This is a genomic window from Stappia sp. P2PMeth1 (assembly GCF_900185735.1).
GTDB lineage: Bacteria > Pseudomonadota > Alphaproteobacteria > Rhizobiales > Stappiaceae > Stappia.
This window is the reverse complement of sequence record NZ_FYAW01000019.1, coordinates 125,926-146,420: the sequence shown is the minus strand read 5'-3', so window position 1 is coordinate 146,420 and position 20,495 is coordinate 125,926. Positions and strand designations below refer to the sequence as shown.

Sequence of the window (20,495 nt, the reverse complement as noted above, 5' to 3'; positions counted from 1 at the left end):
CATCCGGTTCGTCCGGCCGCGCGCCCGGCCTGCACCGCAAGGTGCATCCATGGGCTGCGGCCTGATGGATAGGGACGTGCTGCCTGGGGCAGGCGTCCGTTATCCGGCCTTGTACGCCGAAACGCGGTACGGCGCGACTCTTCCGGCGCAGGAAAAGAGTGGCCCTCGTTGGTGGCGTTTTCAAGACACTGTTGCGATCTTGCCGAACGGAACCTTTCACCGTGCTTTCGCATCGGCGCGCAGGCGGGTCGAGGAGGAGGCGTCGCGCGGCCCGGTCAGGAAGGTCCAGGCCGGCGGCGCCAGGCCCGGCAGAAGCCGCGCGTCGGCCTCGTCGAGACGGCAGCCGGCAAAGCTCTGCGCCGCCGGCGAGGCGAGTGCGGGCAGCGTCGCCCCCGGCCGGTCGACCACGGCGATCGGCACGCGCGCGAAAATGCCGCGCCAGTCCTGCCAGCGGTGGAAGCTGGCGAGGTTGTCCGCTCCCATCACCCAAACGAAGTTGAGCCGTGGCCGCATCCGCGTCAGCAGCGCCAGCGTGCGGGCGCTGTAGGGCGTGCCGAGCTGCGCCTCCAGCGCCGTCACCGCCATGCGCGGATGCCGGGCGAGCGCCTCGACCGCGTCGAGCCGCTGCCCCAGCGGCGCCAGGTCGGCATGGTCCTTCAGCGGATTGCCGGGCGTCACCAGCCACCACAGCCGGTCGAGCCCGAGCCGGGCAAGCGCGATGTCGGCGACCAGCCGGTGGCCGGAATGCGGCGGATTGAACGATCCCCCGAACAGGCCGATACGGTTGCCCGGCTCGGCATGCGGGATGGCGAGCCGAGGGTCCATTCAGGGGCGCACCTGCCCGGTGCCGTGGACCCGGTACTTGAAGCTCGTCAGTTGCTCGACGCCGACCGGCCCGCGCGCATGCATGCGCCCCGTAGCGATGCCGATCTCCGCGCCCATGCCGAACTCGCCGCCATCGGCGAACTGGGTCGAGGCATTGTGGGTGAGGATCGCCGAATCCACCTCGGCGAAGAACCGCGCCACCGCCTGCGGGTCCTCGGCGATGATGCCGTCGGTGTGATGCGAGCCGCAGGTCTCGATATGCTCGATCGCCGCCTCCAGCCCGTCGACCACCCGCACCGACAGGATCGCGTCGAGATATTCGGTGCGCCAGTCGTCCTCGGTCGCCGCGCGTGCCTGCGGCACGGCAGCGCACACGTCCGCATCGCCGCGGATCTCGCAGCCCGCCTCGATCAGCGCGGTGCAGACCGGCACCAGCAGCGTCTCCGCCACCGCCCGGTCGATCAGCAGCGTTTCCATCGCCCCGCAGATGCCGGTGCGGCGCATCTTGGCGTTGACCGCGATCTTCAGCGCCATCTCGGGATCGGCGCTGCGGTCGATGAAGATATGGCAGAGGCCTTCCAGATGCGCGAAGACCGGCACCCGCGCCTCCTGCTGCACCCGCGCGACGAGGCTCTTGCCGCCGCGCGGCACGATCACGTCGAGCGTGCCGTCGAGCCCGGCCAGCATCTCGCCGACGGCGGCCCGGTCGGTCACCGGCACCACCTGGATCGCCGCTTCCGGCAGACCGGCACGGGCGAGCCCGCGCGCCAGCGCGGCATGGATGGCGAGATTCGAGCGGATCGTGTCGGAGCCGCCGCGCAGGATCACCGCGTTGCCGGCCTTCAGGCACAGCGCCCCGGCATCGGCCGTCACGTTGGGCCGGCTCTCATAGATCACGCCGATGACGCCGAGCGGCGTGCGCACGCGCTCGATCTGCAGCCCGTTCGGCCGGTCCCAGGCGGCGATCACCGCGCCGACGGGATCGTCCAGCGCCGCCACCGCCTCGATGCCGGCGGCAATCGCCTCGACGCGCTCGCCCGTCAGCGTGCCGCGGTCGAGATAGGCGGCGCTCTGGCCGCCTGCCGTCATCGCGGCGATGTCCTGCGCATTCGCCGCCAGGATCTCGGCACTCGCAAGGCGCACCTCTTCGGCCATCGCCGCCAGGGCGGCGTTCTTCGCCGCCGTATCCGCCGTCGCCAGTCGGCGCGAGGCCGCGCGGGCTTCGCGGCCCATCTGCCGCATCAGTCCCGCGATCTCGGTCTTCGCCACTCGTTCAAGCATCGCTGCCGCCTCCCGTCGCCGTCTCTCCGGTCTGCCCGCTTAGCACGAGATCGTCCCGGTGCACCATCTCCGCGCGGCCCGCATAGCCGAGGATCGCCTCGATCTCGCGGCTGTTGCGGCCAAGGATCAGCCCCGCCTCCGGATGGTCGTAAGCGACCAGCCCGCGGCCGATGTCGCGCCCGTCCGGTGCCACCAGCCGCACCGCGTCGCCGCGGTGGAAGTCGCCCTCCACCCGGCGGATGCCCGCCGGCAGCAGGCTGCGGCCTGAGACCACCGCACGGATCGCGCCGGCATCCAGATGCAGCGCGCCGCGCGGCTCCAGATGGCCGCCGATCCAGGCCTTGCGGGCGCTGGCGGGCGTCGACCTTGCGTGAAACCACGTCGCCCGGCCACCCGCTTCCAGATGCGCCAGCGGGTTCATCCGCTTGCCGCTGGCAATCGCCATCGCCGTGCCGGCGGAGGTGGCGATCTTGGCCGCGTCGATCTTGGTGCGCATGCCGCCGCGCGACAGTTCGGAGCCGGCGGCGCCCGCCATCTGCTCGATCTCGCCGGTGATCGCCGGTACTTCGGGAAGGAACACCGCATCCGGATTGCTGGCGGGCGGCGCGGTATAGAGCCCGTCGACATCGGACAAGAGCACCAGGCAGTCGGCGCTGGCCATGGTGGCGACGCGCGCCGCCAGCCGGTCATTGTCGCCGTAGCGGATCTCGGAGGTGGCGACCGTGTCGTTCTCGTTGACGATGGGAACGGCGCCGAGCTTGAGCAGCGTGCCCAGCGTCTCGCGGGCGTTGAGATAGCGCCGCCGCTCCTCGGTGTCGCCGAGCGTCAGCAGCACCTGGCCGGCGGTCAGCCCGCGCGCGCCGAGCGCTTCGGCATAGGCCTGGGCGAGAGCCACCTGGCCGACCGAGGCGGCGGCCTGCGCCTGTTCTAGCCGGAGCGGGCCGCGCGGCAGCTTGAGGACGCCGCGCCCCAGCGCGATGGCGCCGGAGGAGACGACGATGAGCTCCGTGCCGGCCCGCGCCAGCATGGCGAGATCGTCGGCCAGCGCCTCGAGCCAGTCGCGCTTCAGCCGGCCGTCCTCGACGAGCAGGGCCGAGCCGATCTTGACGACGAGGCGGCGGTGGCGGGAAAGGCGGCCGGTGCGCGTTGCGGTGTCGGCCTCGCCATGGGTCGAGGGAGCCAGCGACTCGGAGAGGGGGGTGGACATCGGGTGTGGTCCGTCAGGTCAGGTGCGCGGCCCGTTGCAGCCGCGCGGAAGACAGGGGAGGGTGAGGCGGGGCGCCCTTGTGCGCCCGCTCATACGCTCCCGGTCATGGTCGGCCCATCACGGCCCCTCCGTTGCGGCCCGGACCTGTCCGGGCCTGGTTCCTGTGCCCGGCGCCTTACGGCCGCCAGGGTTCGCTCGGCACCTGCGGCACCGTGTTCGCCTCGTCCTCGCGGTCGCGGTCGATGGCGCGGCGGATCATCCGTAGCGCCCGCTCGACATTCTCGCCGCTCGCGGAGGACAGCAGCAGCGGCTTCTGGCCGCAGGCCTCCTCCAGCAAGGCGGCCCGCTCCGCGCGGGTCTCCTCGTCGAGCGCGTCGACCTTCGACAGTGCCACCACTTCCGGCTTCTCGTCGAGCCCGGCGCCATAGGCGGCGAGTTCCCCGCGCACCACGCGGTAAGCCTCGCCGGGATCTTCCTGGGTGCCATCGACCAGATGCAGCAGCGCCCGGGTGCGTTCGACATGGCCGAGGAACCGGTCGCCGAGGCCGATGCCCTCATGCGCGCCCTCGATCAGGCCGGGAATGTCGGCCAGCACGAAGCCGTTGCCGTCGATCTCGACGACGCCGAGATTGGGATGCAGCGTGGTGAAAGGATAGTCGGCGATCTTCGGCCGCGCCGCCGAAACGGTGGCGAGGAAGGTCGACTTGCCGGCATTCGGCATGCCGACGAGGCCGGCATCGGCGATCAGCTTCAGCCGCAGCCAGATCCACTTCTCCTCGCCCTCCAGGCCGGGATTGGCGTGGCGCGGCGCCTGGTTGGTGGACGACTTGAAATGCGCGTTGCCGAAGCCGCCATTGCCGCCCTTCAGCAGCAGCAGCCGCTCGCCGACGCGGGTCATGTCGGCCAGCACCGTCTCGTTGTCCTCTTCCAGGATCTCCGTGCCCACCGGCACCCGCAGCACCACATCGTCGCCCTTGGCGCCGGTGCGGTTGCGGCCCATGCCGTGCATGCCGGTCTTGGCCTTGAAATGCTGGGCGAAGCGGAAGTCGATCAGCGTGTTGAGCCCGTCGACGCATTCGATGAAGACATCGCCGCCGCGTCCGCCGTCGCCGCCGTCCGGGCCGCCGAACTCGATGAATTTCTCGCGCCGGAACGAGACGGCGCCCGCGCCGCCGTCGCCGGAGCGGACATAGATCTTGGCCTGGTCGAGGAACTTCATGCGTCGTGTCTTTCTGCTCGCCCCGCGGTCGGTCGTCAGACCTGGCGCGGGAGCTCGTATGTCGTGCGGTCGAGCCGGTAGCGCCGCGCCGGCCGGGTTTCGCCGCAGGCCAGGCTCGCGCAGTCCGTCTCGCCGATGTCGCGGAAGCCGAGCTTTGCCAGCACGTTCCGCGATCCGGAATTCTCTGTCATCACGCGGGCTTCGACGGCTTGCGCGCTTCTTGCCCCGAAAGTCCAGGCCCCGAAAATCCAGGCAAGCGCGGTGCCGACGGCCTCGCTCATATAGCCGCGTCCCCAATAGGGCCGGCCAAGCCAATAGCCGATCACCGGCGTTTCGTCCAATCCGCGCAGCGACAGCGCTCCGATGAAGCCGCTGCCGTCGTCGATGGCGAATTCGAGTTTTGCCGGATCACCACCGATGCCGGCAAGCCAGGCCTCGCCGTCCGCGCGCGAATAGGGATGCGGCATGCGCTCCAGCATCCGCGCGATATCGGCATCGTTCGCAAGGCTTGCCAGCCGGTCGAGATCGGCAGGCACGGGCGCGCGCAGGGTCAGCCGCGCGCTCCTCAGCACGGGATGGGCGAGCGCGCTCATACCGCAGCCTCCGCAAGGCCGGCGCCGGCATCGGCGCCTAGCCTGTTCTCGCGCTCCAGCCGCAGCACCACGTTCTCCACCTCGTGTCCCAGCGCCAGCGAGGTCCGCATCATCCGGCCCGTCTCGCGAAAGCCGAGGCGCGACAGCACCTTGAGCGAGGCGGCATTGTCGGCGAAGGCCCGCGCCGCCATCGCCTGGCAGCCATGGGCGGCAACGCCCCAGCCGAGCGCCGCCGCTGCGGCCTCGCCGGCATAGCCGAAGCCCTGGAACGGCCGGCCGATCCAGTAGCCGATCGACGGGCAGTCCGGATGCTCGGCAAGCTCTCCCGGCGCCTTGATGGCGACGAGGCCGATCAGGACGCCGCCCAGCGTGATGGCGAAGGCAGCCTCGCCGGCGAACGGGTCCGTGTCGATGGCAGCGGCGACGAACTCCGCCGCCGCCCCGTCCTTCGGCGGCCAGGGCATGCCGGTCAGCCAGCGCACCACCTCATGGTCGCGGCTGCACAGCCTGTCGATGGCCTCCGCGTCGCCCGTCTCCAGCGGCCGCAGCACCAGCCGCCGCGTGGCGACCCGCTCGTTCAGGCGTCCGTTGTTCAGGCGCCCCTTATTCAGGCGTCCCTTGTTCAGGCGCCCCTCATTCAGGCAGAGGTCAGGCATGTCATCCGCCCCCACTGCTTGAGGGCGCGCCAGGTGCTGCGGTCGATGGCGAAACGGTCGACCGAGACCGGCCCACCGGCGCCGCGCGAATGCAGCATCCCCTGGTCGACGAACTGGAAGCCGCATTTGACCAGCACCCGCCGCGAGGCCGGGTTGGTGACGCGGGCCGCCGCCGCCAGCCGGTCGATGCCGGGCAGGGTGAAGACGTGGTCGACCACCGACTGTGCCGCCTCGGTGGCATAGCCCTGGCCCCAGAACGGCTCGCCGACCCAGTAGCCCAGATGCAGCGGCTCGCCCTCGTCGAGCGCGCCATAGCCGATGGCGCCGATGACGCGGCCCGTCGACTTCAGGCGGATGGCGAACTTGGCCCGCGTTGCCGTTCGGTTCGCCGAAAGGGCGATGAGGTTTCGCCCGTCGACGACGGTGAACGGGTGGGGCATCGTTGCCACCATCGTGGCGATGCGGCGGTTGTTGGCGAGAAAGACGAGATCGGCGAGGTCGTCGTGACGCAGCGCGTCCAGCCGCAGCCTCGCGGTTTCCTGCGGCCCGGCGGCCGCGACCAGACTTTCTTCTTCCAGGCTCTCTTCGAGATCCGCAACCATGGTGTCCTCCGGCAGTGCGACGAAAGAAAGAAAAGGGGAGATGGCGGCCCATCTCCCCTGATCGTCGCGATCATGCCGGTTTGCTCAAACCGCCGGGTCGATGGGACGCCGGCGGTTCGAACCAAACACGTCGGCGTTACTCTGCTGCGTCTACGAGTGGCATCACGTTGATAAACGTGCGTTTGTTGGCTTTGTTCTGGAAGGTCACCGTGCCCTCCACCGTGGCGAAGATCGTATGATCCTTGCCCATGCCGACACCCGTGCCCGGATGCCACTTCGTGCCGCGCTGGCGCGCGATAATATTGCCCGGGACGACCGTCTCGCCGCCGAACTTCTTGATGCCCAGACGTCGGCCCGCGGAATCGCGGCCGTTACGGGACGAGCCACCTGCCTTTTTGTGTGCCATGACGAAACTCCTCGTCGAACCTTATATCAGACCTCAGCGGCGGCAATCAGTTGCCGGCCAGCTCCGTTGCCTGCTGGACCCAGTTGTCGCGCTCGATGCGGCCCTTGAAGGACAGGGCTTCGTCGACGCGGGCGATGTCTTCCGCGGTGAAGGCTGCGACCTGGGCGTAGGTCGTGATGCCCATCGCGTTCAGCTTCTTCTCCAGCACGGGGCCGACACCGGAGATCTTCTTCAGATCGTCGGCGGGCGCATCCGGCGCGGTGAACAGGACCGGCAGATCGCCCTCAGCGCCTGCGTCCTCGGCCTTCTCCGCCTTCGGAGCAGCGGCCTTCTTCTTGGTCGCCGGCTTGGCGCCGCCGGTCAGGATGTCGGTGATCTTGACCAAGGTGAAGCTCTGGCGGTGGCCGTTGCGGCGACGCGAGTTCTGCCGACGGCGCTTCTTGAAGATGATGATCTTGCGGTGGCGGGCCTGGTCGACGACTTCGCCGACGACGCTCGCACCCTCGACCAGGGGCGCGCCGATCATGGTGTCGGTCTCGCCGCCGACCATCAGCACGTCCTCGAAAGTCACGGTCTCACCCGCCTCGGCCGAGAGCTTCTCGACCTTGAGCAGGTCATCCTGGGCGACGCGGTACTGCTTGCCGCCCGTCTTGATCACTGCGAACATGTCTCGCACGTCCTTCTTTTCGTTTTGCTCGCCGGCCGGCCTTTGTGGCCTGCCGGGCTTCGTCATCCTGCCCTTCGGCGTCCCGGCGGGCCATGCGGCCCTTGCGGGAACTTGACGAGGACACGGCCTGCAGGAGGCGTCGTGCCTCTCTTGAAACCGTCCCTGCCGGCGCGTCGGGCGCATGCCCGTCAAAGCCTGGCGAGATGGTCTGCCGGACCCCCGGAAAGCCGCAGTCAGGCCCTGTCTTTCAAGGCGGTGGCTGTGGGTTGCGGGGAGCGGCGGAGAGCCTCGGGCAACGGAGGGGCCTTTTCGGGCCCTTTGCGAAGCAGCGCGACTATACGGATCGGCGATGCAAAGTCAACGCTTGCCCGCGCGGTTTTGTGCGCTTTCGGGAATCCGCGCAGTTGATCGTGTGGCGCTACTGATTCGGTCGTTGTGCCGCGGCCGGTATTACTCCAGCCCAGGTTTGCAGCGACCACACTTGCCAGTATTGCTAAAATGACTGAATCTGTAAGCCATGAATGCTTCGGCATTGGCCAGCGTCGTGAAAGGGCCATCCCATCCTGTGGCGCCGGACCCTGTGCGATGCTGTCCCTGCTGGCCTTGACCGTCACGGCAATCAGGGCAACTTGCCTTGTGAATGCGCGCCCTTTTGTGTGGTGACATATGCGAGACATAGTAATTCATGGTTGCAGCCTGCCACATAAAACAGATGACACTTTGTAAAGAACGATCTCCATGCAAACGATAGTGTCTGGCAATGCGAGTGGATAGCTTTTTTGCGTGCGGGGGTGCCACATGTCGCGCCTCATCCGGACTCTGCCCTGCGCCCGCCGCACCCCTCATCGTCTGCAATGGGGAAAGTTGCAAGACGCCTCTTGTGCCGTCCGCCGCACTTCGCTATGTACCGTCGCACTTTGAGACCACGACATCTCATATCGCGGAGAGGTGCCGGAGTGGTTGAACGGGGCGGTCTCGAAAACCGTTGAGCGCGCAAGCGTTCCGAGGGTTCGAATCCCTCTCTCTCCGCCATTATCTGACTTCGCGCTGTCGCCCTTCGCGCTGCCGCCCTCCGGGCTTCGCTCCAGTCGGGGCCTCGCATGAGCTCGGACGGCCCTTGGCCTTGCGAACCCTGCGGGTTCGAAATGTCTGCGCGATGCTCCGCCATTCTCTTGATCTCACGCCAACTCGCTTCGCTCGACGCCTCCGCTGGGGCGGCCTAACCGGCCGGTCGCGCTGTCGCGCTCGTGGCTCCGAGTTCGGACTTCGTCCTTTCTCCCCTCCATTCTCTGACTTCGCGCTGTCGCCCTTGGCCTGCCGCCAAGGTTTATCCGGTTCTGAGTTCGTTTCCGGGCGCGAGAACCTCATGATGGCCACCACGCTGGTGGTCGCGGAACGCGCCATCGCAGAGCTTCCTGATAAGGTGCGGCGACTGAACCACCGCAGCGGCCGCCGACTTTGCCCAAGGGCAGGGCATTCTGTGGCATTGTGACGTGTGCGTTTTTGAGTATATTGAATACAAGCGCCATGAGAGGATGATCGCCATGTCCCGCACGACCACGATGACCGTTCGCCTCAGCGGCCCGCTCAGCGATTTCGTCGCCGCGAATGTGGGCGAGGACGGATCCTACGAGAATATCAGCGAATACATCCGCGACCTGATCCGCCGCGACAAGGAGCGTGTCGAGCGCGAGGCTTTCGACCGGCTGAAGGCTGAGTTGACCCATGCCTTTGCCGCGCCGGAGTCATCGTACCAGTCGCTCACTGCGGCCGAGGTGATCGCCCGGAACCGGACCTGACCGGATGGCCGTCCGCGTTCAGGAGGCAGCGTCGCTGCGCCTTGACGACATCTACCGCTACACAAGGGATCGATGGGGGCGCGACCAGGCCGATCGCTATATCACCGGCATGTTCGCGGCCTTCGAGAAGATCGAGTCTCGGGGCGTCGGCTCGGTGCCCATACCGGCCGAGTTCGGTGTCGACGGGTATGTCTTTCGCTACGAACACCATTTCGTCTACTGGCGCAGGCTCTCCAACGGCGACATCGGCATCGTGACGATCCTGCACGAGCGGATGCACGCTATCGACCGCTTCCGGGAGGATTTCGGGGTGTGAGGCTCTCCGTCTGAAACGGTAGTCTCGCTTCGCGCAGCGCCCCGCGCGGGCAGTCTGACGCCGCTCGCGCTCCTCACCCCGAGTGCGAAATCCTCCCGAACGCTCCGCCATGTGCCATCAATTGCGCGATAGTTCCGCCGGTCTCCCCTGCCGCCGAACAACGCCGGGAACCGCCGCCCGATAGCGATGAAGGCTGTGGCGGCAGGATGCGCCCCTATGCGCACTGGTCCCGATGGGATGCCCGCCGAGACGTCATGGCCCTTTCCTGTCCTTGCCGCATTTGCGATGCTCTCGTGGACGCAAGGGGTGGCTGCATGAACCATTCGCCTGAGGTTGGAAGCCGGATCACCGACACGTCAGCGCCGCCGGACGAGACGGCTGTCCGCGACTGGATCGGGCCGGACGCGTTCACGCGGTGGGCCGCGTTGCGGGAGTGGATCGAGGGCTCATATCCTGGCGTTTTCACGCCCGATTGGGTCTATGGCGGCAAGAAGCACGGGTGGTCCCTGCGCTACAAGAAATCCAGGGCGTTCTGCACGCTCCTGCCCGAATACCGGGCCTTCTCTGCCGTGGTCGTGCTGGGAGGGGCGGAGCGGGAGAAGGTCGAGGCGCGGCGCGATCGCCTTAGCCCCCGCCTCATGGCGCTTTATGACGAGGCGGAGACATATCGAGATGGCAAGTGGCTGAAGATCGGCATCTCCTCGGCCGAGGAGCTGAAGGACGTCACTGAGCTCCTGACGCTCAAACGCCCCCGCAAGGCCGCCGCCTGATCAAGACCAGGGCCCGCGTCCCTCGCATCCCGCCTGCTCTGATCCGCAGGGCAAATGACCGCTCATGACGTCAATGTGGTCGTTTTGCTCAGTGAGCGCAGCGCCGAAACTGGTCATCGATCCGAACTTAAATGGTCGGGGTCCTTTGCCGCCATCACCCGTGTAACAGAGGCCCTGAAAGCGGCCAGGTCCTCGTCTTGCTTCGCCAACTGGTCCTCCACGAATTTGATGCCGCCTTCGTAATGCGGGCCGAACTTGGCAGACAGAGCGATGGACTTAGCTTTGACGGTGACATCTTCATATAGCAGTTCGATCATCGTCGGCGGGATAGTACCTTCGCTCGTGCCTACCCGGAGTGCTGGCAGCCTGAGTCGCAGCTCGCCGCACTCTGATTCCATCCGGTCGAGGATCGAGCGCCCTACCAGCTTTAGGCCCGTGCGATCCGTTTCCCGGTCAGCAACCTCTGATCCGGCAGCGTCTAGATAGAGATAGACTTGGAACATCGCCTGTATAGTGTCGGGAATGACCGCGCCGCGCGGCTGAGGCATTTCGAAGTGGGGCCGCTCGTCTAGGAAGCAGGCCAGAAGCTCCTCTTGACGCTGCAGGTCAGACAATAGGAAGGGGTTTGATTGCCCGAAGTTGAACATCTTGTGCAGGGCCTCGATCCGTAAGTCCGCCCATATCTCCACCACGCTGGACCCTTTGCGTCGGTGCGCTGGATAAGAGATCTTCCCGGCCTGAACGGCAGCGACGTAGGCGCGCACCGTCTCGGCCAGGGAGATGGCGAGCGCCTGAGGCCCAATGAGTTGTTCCGCCAGTACCCTCAACTCATTGTCCGACTGGCGCGGCTTATTCTTCAACCAATTCCACACGGCCCCCTCCCCGTTACCTACCCGCCCGCTGAGGGCAGTGAAGGCGGTTCTCGATAGGCATCGAGCGGCCACGGGCCCTGATATCCAGCGATCACCCCTTCGCTGAGCGCAGGCATCCCTGCGATGGTGGCGATCTGCCCAAGGCAGCGGCTCATGTGGCCGCGAAGAACCTCCTGCCCGTCGAAGTAGGCTTGCCGGATATCGGGTGGCCGGTGGAAGTTGCCGAAGCGCGGATGCGGCGGAGCATCGTCGTCACGACGTGACAGCTCCTCAACGGTCTGGAACTGACGAATACCCAGTCCCATTGCGTCGAGCAGCAGATAGAGCGATCCGTCTTGCAACTCGGCAAGCTCCAACTGCTTGTCTACGATGATCTGCCTGATCTCACCCAGCGACTTGAGGGAGTTGTCAAAGCAGCCGTCGCTACACTCCCAAGCGAAGAGCACCCGCCGGTCCCGTAGCCGGATTATGAGCTCGCGCGCAACTTGGCGCTCCCGGTCTTTCGGGCTGACCGCGATGCTTACGAAGGGCAGATTGACCGTCACGTCGCCTAGGTGGCCCTTCACCTGCCGTCGTGCCCGCGCCAATGGGTCGACTATATCGAATTGGAAGGGAATGTCCTCGCTTCTCATCCCACTACAATACCAAGCCGATGTTGTTTGTGCGAGCGATTGCCGCGCCCGCTCATTGTCACAGTAAATCGCTCAATTCTTCACTATCGCTGCAAGGTAGGGCCTTTCGGGAGGGAATCATGCTGAACTGAAGGGCTCAGTTCCTTGGCAAATTTTGAAACTTCGCTGACGCCGGGCGATGTACGACTTCCGCAGTACAGACGCCAAAACCCGCCAGTCCGCTCCCCCCCCCCTTGTAGCCGCGCGCGCCGAACATGCCGCGCCGGACGCGGGCTTACCGCCCAAAACGCCGGGGCCCTGCATCTCGGCCTGGCCGAGATGTCGGCCTGCCCTTCGGCTCGCCCCGTGCCGGCATCTGTCCGACCCCTATCCCAGCATCCGGCGCAAGGTGTCCTGCACCCGCAGCAGCGCGGGCAGGAAGTGCCGGCGCAGGTCCTCCGGCGTGGCGCGGGCGGCCGAGACGCCGATATTCAGCGCCGCCACCACCTTGCCTCTTGCCGAGAGCACCGGCACGGCGATCGAGCGCAGGCCGATCTCGATTTCCTGGTCGTTCAGCGCATGGCCGTCGGCGCGCACCTGCGCCAGCCGCCGCATCACCGCCTCCGGGTCGGTCAGCGTCAGCGGCGTGCGGGCGGGCAGCGGTCCGGGGCCGAGCCGCCGGCGCGCCTCCTCCTCGGGCAGGGCGGCCAGCAGCACCCGCCCCATGCTGGTGCAATGGGCGGGCAGGCGCGAGCCGGGCATCAGGGCGATCGACATCACCTTCTGCTGCGCGGCGCGGGCGATATAGACGATCTCGTCGCCGTCGAGGATCGACACCGACGAGCTTTCGCCGATCTCGTCCGACAGCGCATCGAGCACGGGCTGGACGAGCTGCGGCAGCGGCATCGCCGCAAGGCAGGCGGTGCCGAGCCGCAGCACGCGCGGCGTCAGGGTGAAGAACTTGCCGTCCCATTCCGCATAGCCCTGCCGGGTCAGCGTCAGCAGGCAGCGCCGCGCGGTCGCCCGGTCGAGCCCCGAGGCGGCGGCAACCTCGGCGATGGACTGGCGCGGCCGGTCGGCGGTGAAGGTCTCGATCACCGCCAGCCCCTTCGCCAGCCCGCTCATCATGTCGCGCTCGCTGATCGTCATGCGTGCCTTTGGCGCCTTTTGTGCGATATCGTAACAAAGTGCAATTATCGCACAAACCGGATTTACGGCAAGCCCCGCGCCGCCTATCCGTTGGCGAGGATCGGGCGAGGGTGCCCACGAAGGGGAACCGACATGGACAAGACAGTCGCAGACCTTGCCACTGCGGTGGCGGGGATCGAGGACGGCATGACCGTGATGATCGGCGGGTTCGGCGGCGCCGGCGCGCCGATCGAGCTGATCCACGCCTTGATCGACCGCTACCGCGCCACCGGCCATCCGACGGACCTGACGGTGGTCAACAACAATGCCGGCAACGGCCATGTCGGCCTCGCCGCCCTGATCGAGGCGGGGATGGTGAAAAAGCTGATCTGCTCCTTCCCGCGCTCGGCCGATCCGGTGGTGTTCACCGAGCTTTATCTCGCCGGCCGGATCGAGCTGGAACTGGTGCCGCAGGGCACGCTGGCCGAGCGCATCCGCGCCGGCGGCGCCGGCATTCCGGCCTTCTACACCCCGACCTCCTACGGCACCGATCTGGCGAAGGGCAAGCCGGTCGAGGAGTTCGACGGCCGTCCTTACGTGCGCGAGCGCTGGCTGAAGGCGGATGCCGCGCTGGTCAAGGCCGAGGCGGCCGACAGCTACGGCAATCTCGTCTACCGGGCGGCGGCGCGCAATTTCAATCCGCTGATGTGCATGGCCGCGCGCGAGGCGATCGTCCAGGTCAGCCGCATCGTGCCGCCCGGCGGTCTCGATCCGGAGGCGATCGTGACGCCGGGCATCTTCGTCCAGAAGGTGGTCGCCGTCGCCGATCCGCATCAGGAGGAAGACCTGAACCGCGCCAACGCCGCCTATCCGCTGGAGGCCTGAGACATGGATAAGCTGTCGAACAACCAGATCGCCTGGCGGGCGGCGCAGGACATCGCGGACGGCGCCTATGTGAATCTCGGCATCGGCTTTCCCGAGAAGGTCGCGCAGTTCCAGCCGGCCGGGCGCGAGGCGATCTTCCATACCGAGAACGGCATTCTGAATTTCGGCGAGGCGCCGCCGCCGGGCCAGGAAGACTGGGACATCATCAATGCCGGCAAGAAGGCGGTGACGATCCGCCCCGGCACGGCGTTCTTTCACCATGCCGACAGTTTCGCCATGGTGCGCGGCGGCCATCTCGATGTGGCGATCCTCGGCGCCTATGAGGTGGCGGAGACCGGCGATCTGGCGAACTGGTCGACCGGGCCGAAGGGCGTGCCGGCCGTTGGCGGCGCCATGGATCTGGTGCACGGGGCCAAGCGCGTTGCGGTGATCACCGAGCATGTCACCAAGGACGGCAAGCCCAAGCTGGTGAAACGCTGCAGCCTGCCGCTGACCGGTGTTGCCTGCGTCACCCGGGTCTATACCAGCCTTGCGGTGATCGACATCGAGGGCGGCCGCTTCGTGCTGCGCGAAAAGCTCCCCGCCCTGTCGCTCGAGGCGCTGCAGGCGGTGACCGGCGCCGAGCTGCTGGTGCCCGGTCCCGTTGCCGATCTCATCGTTCCCGAGGTCTGAGATGCGTGACGCCTTCCTCTGCGACTATATCCGCACCCCCATCGGCCGCTTCGGCGGCAGCCTGTCCTTGGTGCGTGCCGACGATCTTGGCGCGGTGCCGATCCGCGCCCTGATGGCGCGCCATGCCGGGCTCGACTGGGAGGCGGTCGACGATGTCATCTATGGCTGCGCCAACCAGGCGGGCGAGGACAACCGCAATGTCGCCCGCATGTCCCTGCTGCTGGCCGGGCTGCCGCTCACCATCGGCGGCACGACGATCAACCGGCTCTGCGGCTCGGGGATGGATGCGGTGCTCACCGCCGCCCGCGCCATCAAGGCGGGCGAGGCGGAGCTGATGATCGCCGGCGGCGTCGAGAGCATGAGCCGCGCGCCCTTCGTCCTGCCGAAGGCGGACACCGCGTTCTCGCGGGCGGCGGAGATCCATGACACCACCATCGGCTGGCGCTTCGTCAATCCCCTGATGCAGGCGCGCTACGGCACCGATTCCATGCCGCAGACCGGACAGAACGTCGCCGACGACTTCGGCATCAGCCGAGAGGCACAGGACGCGATGGCACTGGCCTCGCAGGCCAAGGCGGCGGCGGCGCAGGCAAGCGGACGGCTGGCGCGAGAGATCGCGCCGGTCGCCGTGCCGCAGCGCAAGGGCGAGCCGCTGATCGTCGAGCACGACGAACATCCGCGCGCCACCACCGCCGAGGCGCTGGCCAAGCTGAAGCCGCTGTTCGCCGGCGGCTCGGTCACGGCGGGCAATGCCAGCGGCGTCAATGACGGCGCGGCGGCGCTGATCATCGCCAGCGCCGAGGCGGCGGCGCGGCAGGGGCTGACGCCGATCGCGCGGATCCTCGGCGGCGCGGTGGCGGGCGTCGAGCCGCGGATCATGGGGATCGGCCCGGCCCCGGCGTCGGAAAAGCTGATGGCGCGGCTGGGGCTGGGTGAGGCCGATTTCGATGTGATCGAGCTGAACGAGGCCTTTGCCAGCCAGGGTCTGGCGACGCTGCGCCGGCTCGGCATCGCCGACGACGACCCGCGCGTCAACCCGAACGGCGGGGCCATCGCGCTCGGCCATCCGCTCGGCATGTCGGGCGCGCGGCTCGTCGGCACGGCGGCGCTGGAACTGGCGCTCGCCGGTGGCCGGCGCAGCCTGTCGACCATGTGCATCGGCGTCGGCCAGGGCATCGCCATCGCCCTGGAGCGGGTCTGACTGGAGCGCGTCTGACCGGAGCGGGGCTGGGACCCTGCGGACCGGAGCGGCGACGGGTTCCGCCGCCCCGGTTCCCGTCTCAGATCGTCGCGACCGGCGTCACCGGAGAGCCGATCGCGCCGGGCAGGCGCAAGGGCGGGGCGGTGAGAAAGGCCGCGTGCCGGCCGCGCGCGGCAAGCGCTGCCGCCAGATCGCGGAAGTACCACAGTTCCGCCAGCGGCAGGCCGAGGCGGAACAGGCAGTGGTGGTGCAGCGGCAGGCGGAAGCAGCAATGCTCCGAGGCCTTCTGCATGTGCTCCACCGCCTCGTTGTCGGCGGCGATCGCGGCGATCCGGCTGTCGCCGATCCAGGCGAGCAGGGCGGCATCGCTGCCGTCCAGCACCGCGCCGAAGCGCGACAGGCCTTCCGGATCGGGCGCCTCCTGCATGTCCAGCAGCGCCTCGGCATAGCCGGTGCGCAGCATCAATATGTCGCCGGGGCGCAGGGTGACGTTCTGGCTGTCCATCGCCTGTTGCAGCAGCTCGAGGCCGACCACCGTGCGGCCGGGACCGAAGGCGGCCAGCAGATCGACCAGCACGCCGCGTCCCTGCACGCCGGTCGCGGCCATCGGCGCGACCGACAGGCGGCGGGCATAGGAGCCGTGCGGGCTGCCCTCGCTCGCCCCCAGCACATGCTCGCCCGCGCGAAAGCCGTTGTAATAGACCGCCTCCGCCGTCCCGTCGCCATCGGCGTCGAACAGCGCGCCGACATGGGCGAGCGAATCCCACTGCGTCGAATATTGCATCGACATCAGCACCTGATCGTCGCTCAGCACATCCCGCAAGCCGGCCTCGGCCCGTTCCAGCGGGTAGTTGATATAGGGCGTGTCGCCGAGATAGGTCGGCTGCAGGCGCGGCGGCTTGCGGCGCGGATGGATGCTGACCGCGCCGGGAATGTCCAGCGGCAGCGACAGGCAGAAGGCCAGCCCCTCGCGGATCTCCGCCGCCGCGGCCTTGCGCTCGGCCGCGCCGATATGGTTCAGCGTGCCGAGCTCGTCGTCGGGGCCGAACCGTCCCCAGTTGCCGCCCTCGGGCGCGGTCTTCCAGTCGGGCATCTCACTCGTCCTCCAGTTTCTCGGTCTGCGACCGGGAGCCTGCGCTTTCACGCGCGGTCATGGTTGTGATCAGCGCCGCCAGATCGGCCTCGGCGGCGCGGACAGCCGCCTCGCGCGGCCCGTCCCAGTCGTAGAAGCCGCGCCCGGCCTTGCGCCCGGTCTTTCCGGCGGCGACGCGGCTGCGCAGAACCCCGGCCGGTGTGTCGGTCGCTGAGAGCTGCGGGTAGAGGTATTCCGCGATCGACAGATGGGTGTCCAGCCCGTTCAGGTCCCGCTGCAGGAAGGGGCCGAAAAACGCCATCCGCGCGCCGATGGACCAGCGCAGGATGGTGTCGATCGTCTCGGCATCGGCCACCCCCGTTTCCAGCAGATGCAGGCATTCGCGCATCATCGCATGCTGGATGCGGTTGGCGACGAAGCCCGGCACCTCCTGCCGCAGGATCGCCGGAAGCTTGCCCGAGCGCGCCAGGATCGCGGCAAGCTCCTGCAGCCGCGCCTCCTCCATCCCCGGGCCGGCGATCAGCTCCACCACCGGGATCACATCGGCGGGATTGAAGAAATGCGCGATGGCAAGGCGCTGCGGCGCGCGCATCCCCGCCGCCAGCTCCGCCGTGGTCAGCCCCGACGTGTTCGAGGCGATCAAGGTCTGCGGGGTGAAGAACTCCTCGGCTGCCGCAAGGGCCGCATGTTTGATCGCCAGCTTTTCCGGCACCGCCTCGATCACCAGCCGGCAGCCGCGCCACCCGTCCGGCAGGCCCGCGGGCGCGGCGGCGAAAACCGCGCGACCACCCTCCGCCAGCGCCTCCTTGAGGAAGGCATCGGCCTTTTCAAGGCTCTCCGGCAAGGGGTCGGTCACGGCCACGGCAAAGCCCGCCCGCAGGAAATGCGCGGCCAGACGCTGCCCCATCACGCCCGCACCCATGATTGCCACCTGCATCGGCGTCCCCCTGTCAACTTATTCATTGACAAAATAAGTGAAGTTTATTGATAAGCAAGCGTCATAAGCACAGACCTCGAGGAGGGGGGAGCATGAACGCAGTCGCGAATTTCTTCACACGGATCATGAGCCGCTATCTGCCTGATCCGCTGGTGGTTGCCGTCATCCTGACGGCGCTGACGGTGGTCTTCGCCATGGTCAGCCAGGGCACCGGCTTCCTGGAGGCCACCCGGTTCTGGGGCGATGGCTTCTGGAACCTTTTGGCCTTCACCATGCAGATGACCATCATTCTCCTGGCCGGCTTCATCCTTGCCCGCACGCCGTTGACCAACTGGCTGATGGACCGGCTGATCGCTCCGGTCAGCACCCCGGCCGGGGCGGTGATCGCGGCGACGATGATCGGCGCGGTGGCCAGTTGGATGAACTGGGGCTTCGGTCTGGTGATCGGCACGCTGATCGCCCAGAAGCTCGGTCACAAGGTCAAGGGCCTGCACTATCCGCTGGTGATCGCCGCCGGCTATTCCGGTTTCGCGCTCTACGGCGTCGGCCTGTCCGGCTCGGTGCCGCTGCTGATCAACACCCCCGGCCATTTCCTCGAAAAGTCCATCGGCCTGGTGCCGCTGAGCTCCACCATCTTCTCGCCGATCCTGCTGACCACCAGCGTGCTGATCGTGGTGACGCTGCCGTTCTTCAACGCGATGCTGCACCCGAAGGACCCGGCTCAGATCAAGGAGGTCGATCCCGGCACCCAGGCGGCCTTCACCGTCGCCGAGGTCAAGCGCGACACGCCCTCGGACCGCTTGAACAACAGCCCGGTTATCGGCATCGGCCTCGGCCTGTTCGGCATGCTCTATGTCGGCCAGTACCTGTGGAACGGCGGCGGCGTCACGCTGAACTTCGTCAACACCGTGTTCCTGTTCCTCGGCATCCTGCTGTTCGTCACGCCGCACCGCTTTCTGGCGGCGCTGACCGACGGCGTGAAGATCCTCGGCGGCATCATCATCCAGTATCCGTTCTATGCCGGCATTCTGGCGATCCTGTCCGGGTCGGGCCTGGTGGTGACGCTGGCCAACTGGTTCGTGGCGATCTCCTCGGCGGAAACGCTGCCGATCTGGTCCTTCGTCTCGGCCGGCCTGATCAACATCTTCGTGCCGTCCGGCGGCGGCCAGTGGGTGATCCAGGGGCCGGTGATGATGGAGGCCGCGCGCCAGCTCGGCGCCTCGATCCCGGCAACCGCGCTCGCGGTGCAGATCGGCGATCAGTGGACCAACATGGTGCAGCCGTTCTGGCTGCTGCCGGCGCTGGCGATCTCGGGGCTGAAGCTCTCGGACATCATGGGCTACATGGTGCTGATCCTCGCCTATCTCGGCGTCATCTTCGGCGGCGCCTGCCTGATCTGGGGGATGGTGGGTTAGCCATGCCGTGGATGGTGGAAACCTATGACAGGCCCGGATCGGGCGATCTGCGCCTGCGCCTGCGCCCCGCGCATCTGGAGTATCTGGAGGCCAACCGCCACCTGCTGCTCGCCTGCGGGGCCAAGCTCGATGACAACGGGGAGGCCGCCTCGGGCGGCCTCTACCTCCTCGCCGTGGAGAGCCGGGCCGAGGCCGAGGCCTTCATCGCCGCCGACCCGTTCCACACGGGCGATCTGTTCGAGCGGGTCTTCGTGACCCGCTGGCGCAAGGCCTATCTCGACGGCCGCAATACACTGAACGAGGAGTGAGAATGCTGTTTCAGGTCGAAATGACGGTGCGTCTGCCGGCCGACATGCCGGAGGTCGAGGCCGCCGCCATCAAGGCACGGGAGAAGGCCTATTCCCAGGACCTGCAGCGGCAGGGCATCTGGCGCCACCTGTGGCGGGTTGCCGGATCCTACCGGAATGTCTCGATCTTCGACTGCCGCGACAATGCCCATCTGCACGAGGTGCTGACCGGGCTGCCGCTGTTTCCCTGGATGGAGATCGCGGTGACGGCCCTGTGCCGTCACCCCTCCTCGATCCACGAGGACGACAGGTGAGCCGGCGCGCCGTCGTCACCGGCGGGGCGCGGGGCATCGGGGCGGCCATTGTCGCGCGGCTGCGCGCCGATGGCTGTCATGTCACCGCGCTGGACATCGTCGAGCCGGAAGGGGCCGGGCCCGACCGCTTCGTTCAGGTCGATCTTGCCGATGCGCCGGCCGCCCGTGCCGCCTGCGCGGAAATCGCCGCTGAGGGGCCCGTCGCCTGCCTCGTCAACAATGTCGGCATCGTCGCCCCGGCGCCGCTGGAAGCGGTGGCGCTGGAGGATCTCGACCGGCTGTTCCATGTCAACCTGCGCCCCTCGCTGATCGCCGCCCAGGCCTTCGTGCCCGCGATGAAGGCGGCGGGCCATGGCCGCATCGTCATGAACACCAGCCGGGTGACGCTCGGCAAGGAACTGCGCTCGCTCTACAGCGCCACCAAGGGCGCGGCCCAGTCGATGGCGCGCACCTGGGCGCTGGAGCTTGCGCCCTTCGGCATCACCGTGAACTGCGTCGCCCCTGGCCCCATCGCCACCGAGGCGTTCTGGCGCAACAATCCGCCCGAGGCCGCCACGACCCGCGCGATCGTCGACAAGGTGCCGATGCGCCGGATGGGCACCGGCGAGGACGTGGCGCAGGCGGTCGCGTTCTTCTGCGATGCGAGATCGGGCTTCGTCACCGGCCAGACGGTCTTCGTCTGCGGCGGCGTGACGGTGGGTCTCGCCGGCGCCTGAGCGCCGGCCGCGCCTTTTGCCGT

The 20,495-nt window shown here is 67.7% G+C and carries 24 protein-coding genes and 1 tRNA gene; 11 read left to right on the top strand and 14 right to left on the bottom strand.

The window, feature by feature from the left end; all coding sequences use genetic code 11:
* Window positions 1-216: 216 nt before the first annotated feature.
* The 9 genes from P2PM1_RS11655 to P2PM1_RS11615 form a co-directional block, all read right to left on the bottom strand.
* On the bottom strand, window positions 217-825 hold the full coding sequence (locus tag P2PM1_RS11655; RefSeq protein WP_186388825.1) for a nicotinate-nucleotide adenylyltransferase: 609 nt from the start codon (window positions 823-825) through the stop codon (window positions 217-219).
* Window positions 826-2,106 carry a glutamate-5-semialdehyde dehydrogenase gene (locus P2PM1_RS11650; RefSeq protein WP_186399178.1) on the bottom strand — a complete coding sequence of 427 codons (1,281 nt, stop codon included), beginning with the start codon at window positions 2,104-2,106 and terminating at the stop codon, window positions 826-828. It lies immediately after the preceding gene.
* Complete coding sequence (gene proB / locus P2PM1_RS11645; protein WP_186399177.1) at window positions 2,099-3,313, bottom strand: glutamate 5-kinase; 1,215 nt, start codon at window positions 3,311-3,313, stop codon at window positions 2,099-2,101. The genes P2PM1_RS11650 and proB overlap by 8 nt, the downstream gene beginning before the upstream one ends.
* 175 nt (window positions 3,314-3,488) lie before the next feature.
* Window positions 3,489-4,532 (bottom strand): GTPase ObgE, encoded by a 1,044-nt coding sequence (obgE, locus tag P2PM1_RS11640; protein ID WP_186399176.1) that lies wholly within the window; start codon window positions 4,530-4,532, stop codon window positions 3,489-3,491.
* 35 nt (window positions 4,533-4,567) lie between these two features.
* The gene (locus tag P2PM1_RS11635; RefSeq protein WP_186399175.1) at window positions 4,568-5,125 is read right to left on the bottom strand and encodes a GNAT family N-acetyltransferase; all 558 of its coding nucleotides are present in this window, start codon (window positions 5,123-5,125) and stop codon (window positions 4,568-4,570) included.
* The gene (locus P2PM1_RS11630) at window positions 5,122-5,781 is read right to left on the bottom strand and encodes a GNAT family N-acetyltransferase (protein ID WP_186399174.1); all 660 of its coding nucleotides are present in this window, start codon (window positions 5,779-5,781) and stop codon (window positions 5,122-5,124) included. Before P2PM1_RS11630 ends, P2PM1_RS11635 begins: the two co-directional genes overlap by 4 nt.
* Window positions 5,763-6,383 carry a GNAT family N-acetyltransferase gene (locus tag P2PM1_RS11625; RefSeq protein WP_186388831.1) on the bottom strand — a complete coding sequence of 207 codons (621 nt, stop codon included), beginning with the start codon at window positions 6,381-6,383 and terminating at the stop codon, window positions 5,763-5,765. The genes P2PM1_RS11630 and P2PM1_RS11625 overlap by 19 nt, the downstream gene beginning before the upstream one ends.
* A 136-nt stretch (window positions 6,384-6,519) precedes the next feature.
* Entirely contained in the window at window positions 6,520-6,789 is a 270-nt protein-coding gene (gene rpmA / locus P2PM1_RS11620; protein ID WP_186388832.1) for a 50S ribosomal protein L27, read from the bottom strand.
* 46 nt (window positions 6,790-6,835) lie between these two features.
* The gene (locus P2PM1_RS11615; protein WP_186388833.1) at window positions 6,836-7,456 is read right to left on the bottom strand and encodes a 50S ribosomal protein L21; all 621 of its coding nucleotides are present in this window, start codon (window positions 7,454-7,456) and stop codon (window positions 6,836-6,838) included.
* Window positions 7,457-8,398: 942 nt separating this feature from the next.
* Here P2PM1_RS11615 and P2PM1_RS11610 point away from each other — a divergent pair.
* The 4 genes from P2PM1_RS11610 to P2PM1_RS11595 all read left to right on the top strand — a co-directional run bounded on the left by P2PM1_RS11610 (window position 8,399) and on the right by P2PM1_RS11595 (window position 10,341).
* A tRNA-Ser gene (locus P2PM1_RS11610) sits at window positions 8,399-8,488 on the top strand.
* Window positions 8,489-9,000: 512 nt separating this feature from the next.
* Window positions 9,001-9,255, top strand: a complete 255-nt coding sequence (locus P2PM1_RS11605; protein ID WP_186399173.1) for an addiction module antitoxin — start codon at window positions 9,001-9,003, stop codon at window positions 9,253-9,255.
* A 4-nt stretch (window positions 9,256-9,259) separates the two neighbouring features.
* Window positions 9,260-9,571, top strand: coding sequence for a type II toxin-antitoxin system RelE/ParE family toxin (locus P2PM1_RS11600; protein ID WP_186399172.1), 312 nt, complete (start codon window positions 9,260-9,262; stop codon window positions 9,569-9,571).
* A gap of 314 nt (window positions 9,572-9,885) precedes the next feature.
* The gene (locus P2PM1_RS11595) at window positions 9,886-10,341 is read left to right on the top strand and encodes a DUF3788 domain-containing protein (RefSeq protein WP_186399171.1); all 456 of its coding nucleotides are present in this window, start codon (window positions 9,886-9,888) and stop codon (window positions 10,339-10,341) included.
* Window positions 10,342-10,454: 113 nt separating this feature from the next.
* Here P2PM1_RS11595 and P2PM1_RS11590 read toward each other — a convergent pair whose 3' ends face one another.
* From P2PM1_RS11590 to P2PM1_RS11580, 3 genes are all read right to left on the bottom strand, one after another.
* Window positions 10,455-11,213, bottom strand: a complete 759-nt coding sequence (locus P2PM1_RS11590) for a hypothetical protein (protein WP_186399170.1) — start codon at window positions 11,211-11,213, stop codon at window positions 10,455-10,457.
* 17 nt (window positions 11,214-11,230) lie between these two features.
* The gene (locus P2PM1_RS11585) at window positions 11,231-11,758 is read right to left on the bottom strand and encodes a hypothetical protein (RefSeq protein ID WP_186399169.1); all 528 of its coding nucleotides are present in this window, start codon (window positions 11,756-11,758) and stop codon (window positions 11,231-11,233) included.
* Between the two features lie 453 nt (window positions 11,759-12,211).
* Window positions 12,212-12,967: an IclR family transcriptional regulator gene (locus tag P2PM1_RS11580; RefSeq protein ID WP_208985272.1), complete on the bottom strand. Its 756-nt coding sequence runs from the start codon at window positions 12,965-12,967 to the stop codon at window positions 12,212-12,214.
* A gap of 138 nt (window positions 12,968-13,105) precedes the next feature.
* Between P2PM1_RS11580 and P2PM1_RS11575 the strand changes: the two genes are divergently transcribed.
* From P2PM1_RS11575 to pcaF, 3 genes are read left to right on the top strand one after another with little or no spacing between them, the layout of a single operon-like run.
* A complete protein-coding gene (locus P2PM1_RS11575; RefSeq protein WP_186388836.1) occupies window positions 13,106-13,837 on the top strand; it encodes a 3-oxoacid CoA-transferase subunit A in 732 nt (243 codons plus the stop codon).
* 3 nt (window positions 13,838-13,840) lie between these two features.
* Complete coding sequence (locus P2PM1_RS11570) at window positions 13,841-14,509, top strand: 3-oxoacid CoA-transferase subunit B (RefSeq protein WP_186394784.1); 669 nt, start codon at window positions 13,841-13,843, stop codon at window positions 14,507-14,509.
* A gap of 1 nt (window position 14,510) precedes the next feature.
* Window positions 14,511-15,710: a 3-oxoadipyl-CoA thiolase gene (gene pcaF / locus P2PM1_RS11565; protein WP_186399167.1), complete on the top strand. Its 1,200-nt coding sequence runs from the start codon at window positions 14,511-14,513 to the stop codon at window positions 15,708-15,710.
* 79 nt (window positions 15,711-15,789) lie between these two features.
* Here the strand turns inward: pcaF and P2PM1_RS11560 are convergent, their stop codons facing one another.
* Window positions 15,790-16,803 carry a cyclase family protein gene (locus P2PM1_RS11560; protein ID WP_186399166.1) on the bottom strand — a complete coding sequence of 338 codons (1,014 nt, stop codon included), beginning with the start codon at window positions 16,801-16,803 and terminating at the stop codon, window positions 15,790-15,792.
* Between the two features lies 1 nt (window position 16,804).
* Window positions 16,805-17,740, bottom strand: coding sequence for a 3-hydroxyacyl-CoA dehydrogenase NAD-binding domain-containing protein (locus P2PM1_RS11555; protein ID WP_186399165.1), 936 nt, complete (start codon window positions 17,738-17,740; stop codon window positions 16,805-16,807).
* Between the two features lie 92 nt (window positions 17,741-17,832).
* Here P2PM1_RS11555 and P2PM1_RS11550 point away from each other — a divergent pair, with 92 nt between their 5' ends.
* The 4 genes from P2PM1_RS11550 to P2PM1_RS11535 are packed head-to-tail and all read left to right on the top strand — an operon-like array spanning window position 17,833 to window position 20,472.
* Window positions 17,833-19,155, top strand: a complete 1,323-nt coding sequence (locus P2PM1_RS11550; protein ID WP_186399164.1) for a short-chain fatty acid transporter — start codon at window positions 17,833-17,835, stop codon at window positions 19,153-19,155.
* Window positions 19,156-19,157: 2 nt separating this feature from the next.
* The gene (locus P2PM1_RS11545) at window positions 19,158-19,463 is read left to right on the top strand and encodes a YciI family protein (RefSeq protein WP_186394789.1); all 306 of its coding nucleotides are present in this window, start codon (window positions 19,158-19,160) and stop codon (window positions 19,461-19,463) included.
* Between the two features lie 2 nt (window positions 19,464-19,465).
* On the top strand, window positions 19,466-19,756 hold the full coding sequence (gene catC / locus P2PM1_RS11540) for a muconolactone Delta-isomerase (protein ID WP_186399163.1): 291 nt from the start codon (window positions 19,466-19,468) through the stop codon (window positions 19,754-19,756).
* Window positions 19,753-20,472 carry an SDR family NAD(P)-dependent oxidoreductase gene (locus P2PM1_RS11535; protein ID WP_186399162.1) on the top strand — a complete coding sequence of 240 codons (720 nt, stop codon included), beginning with the start codon at window positions 19,753-19,755 and terminating at the stop codon, window positions 20,470-20,472. Before catC ends, P2PM1_RS11535 begins: the two co-directional genes overlap by 4 nt.
* Window positions 20,473-20,495 lie beyond the last annotated feature (23 nt).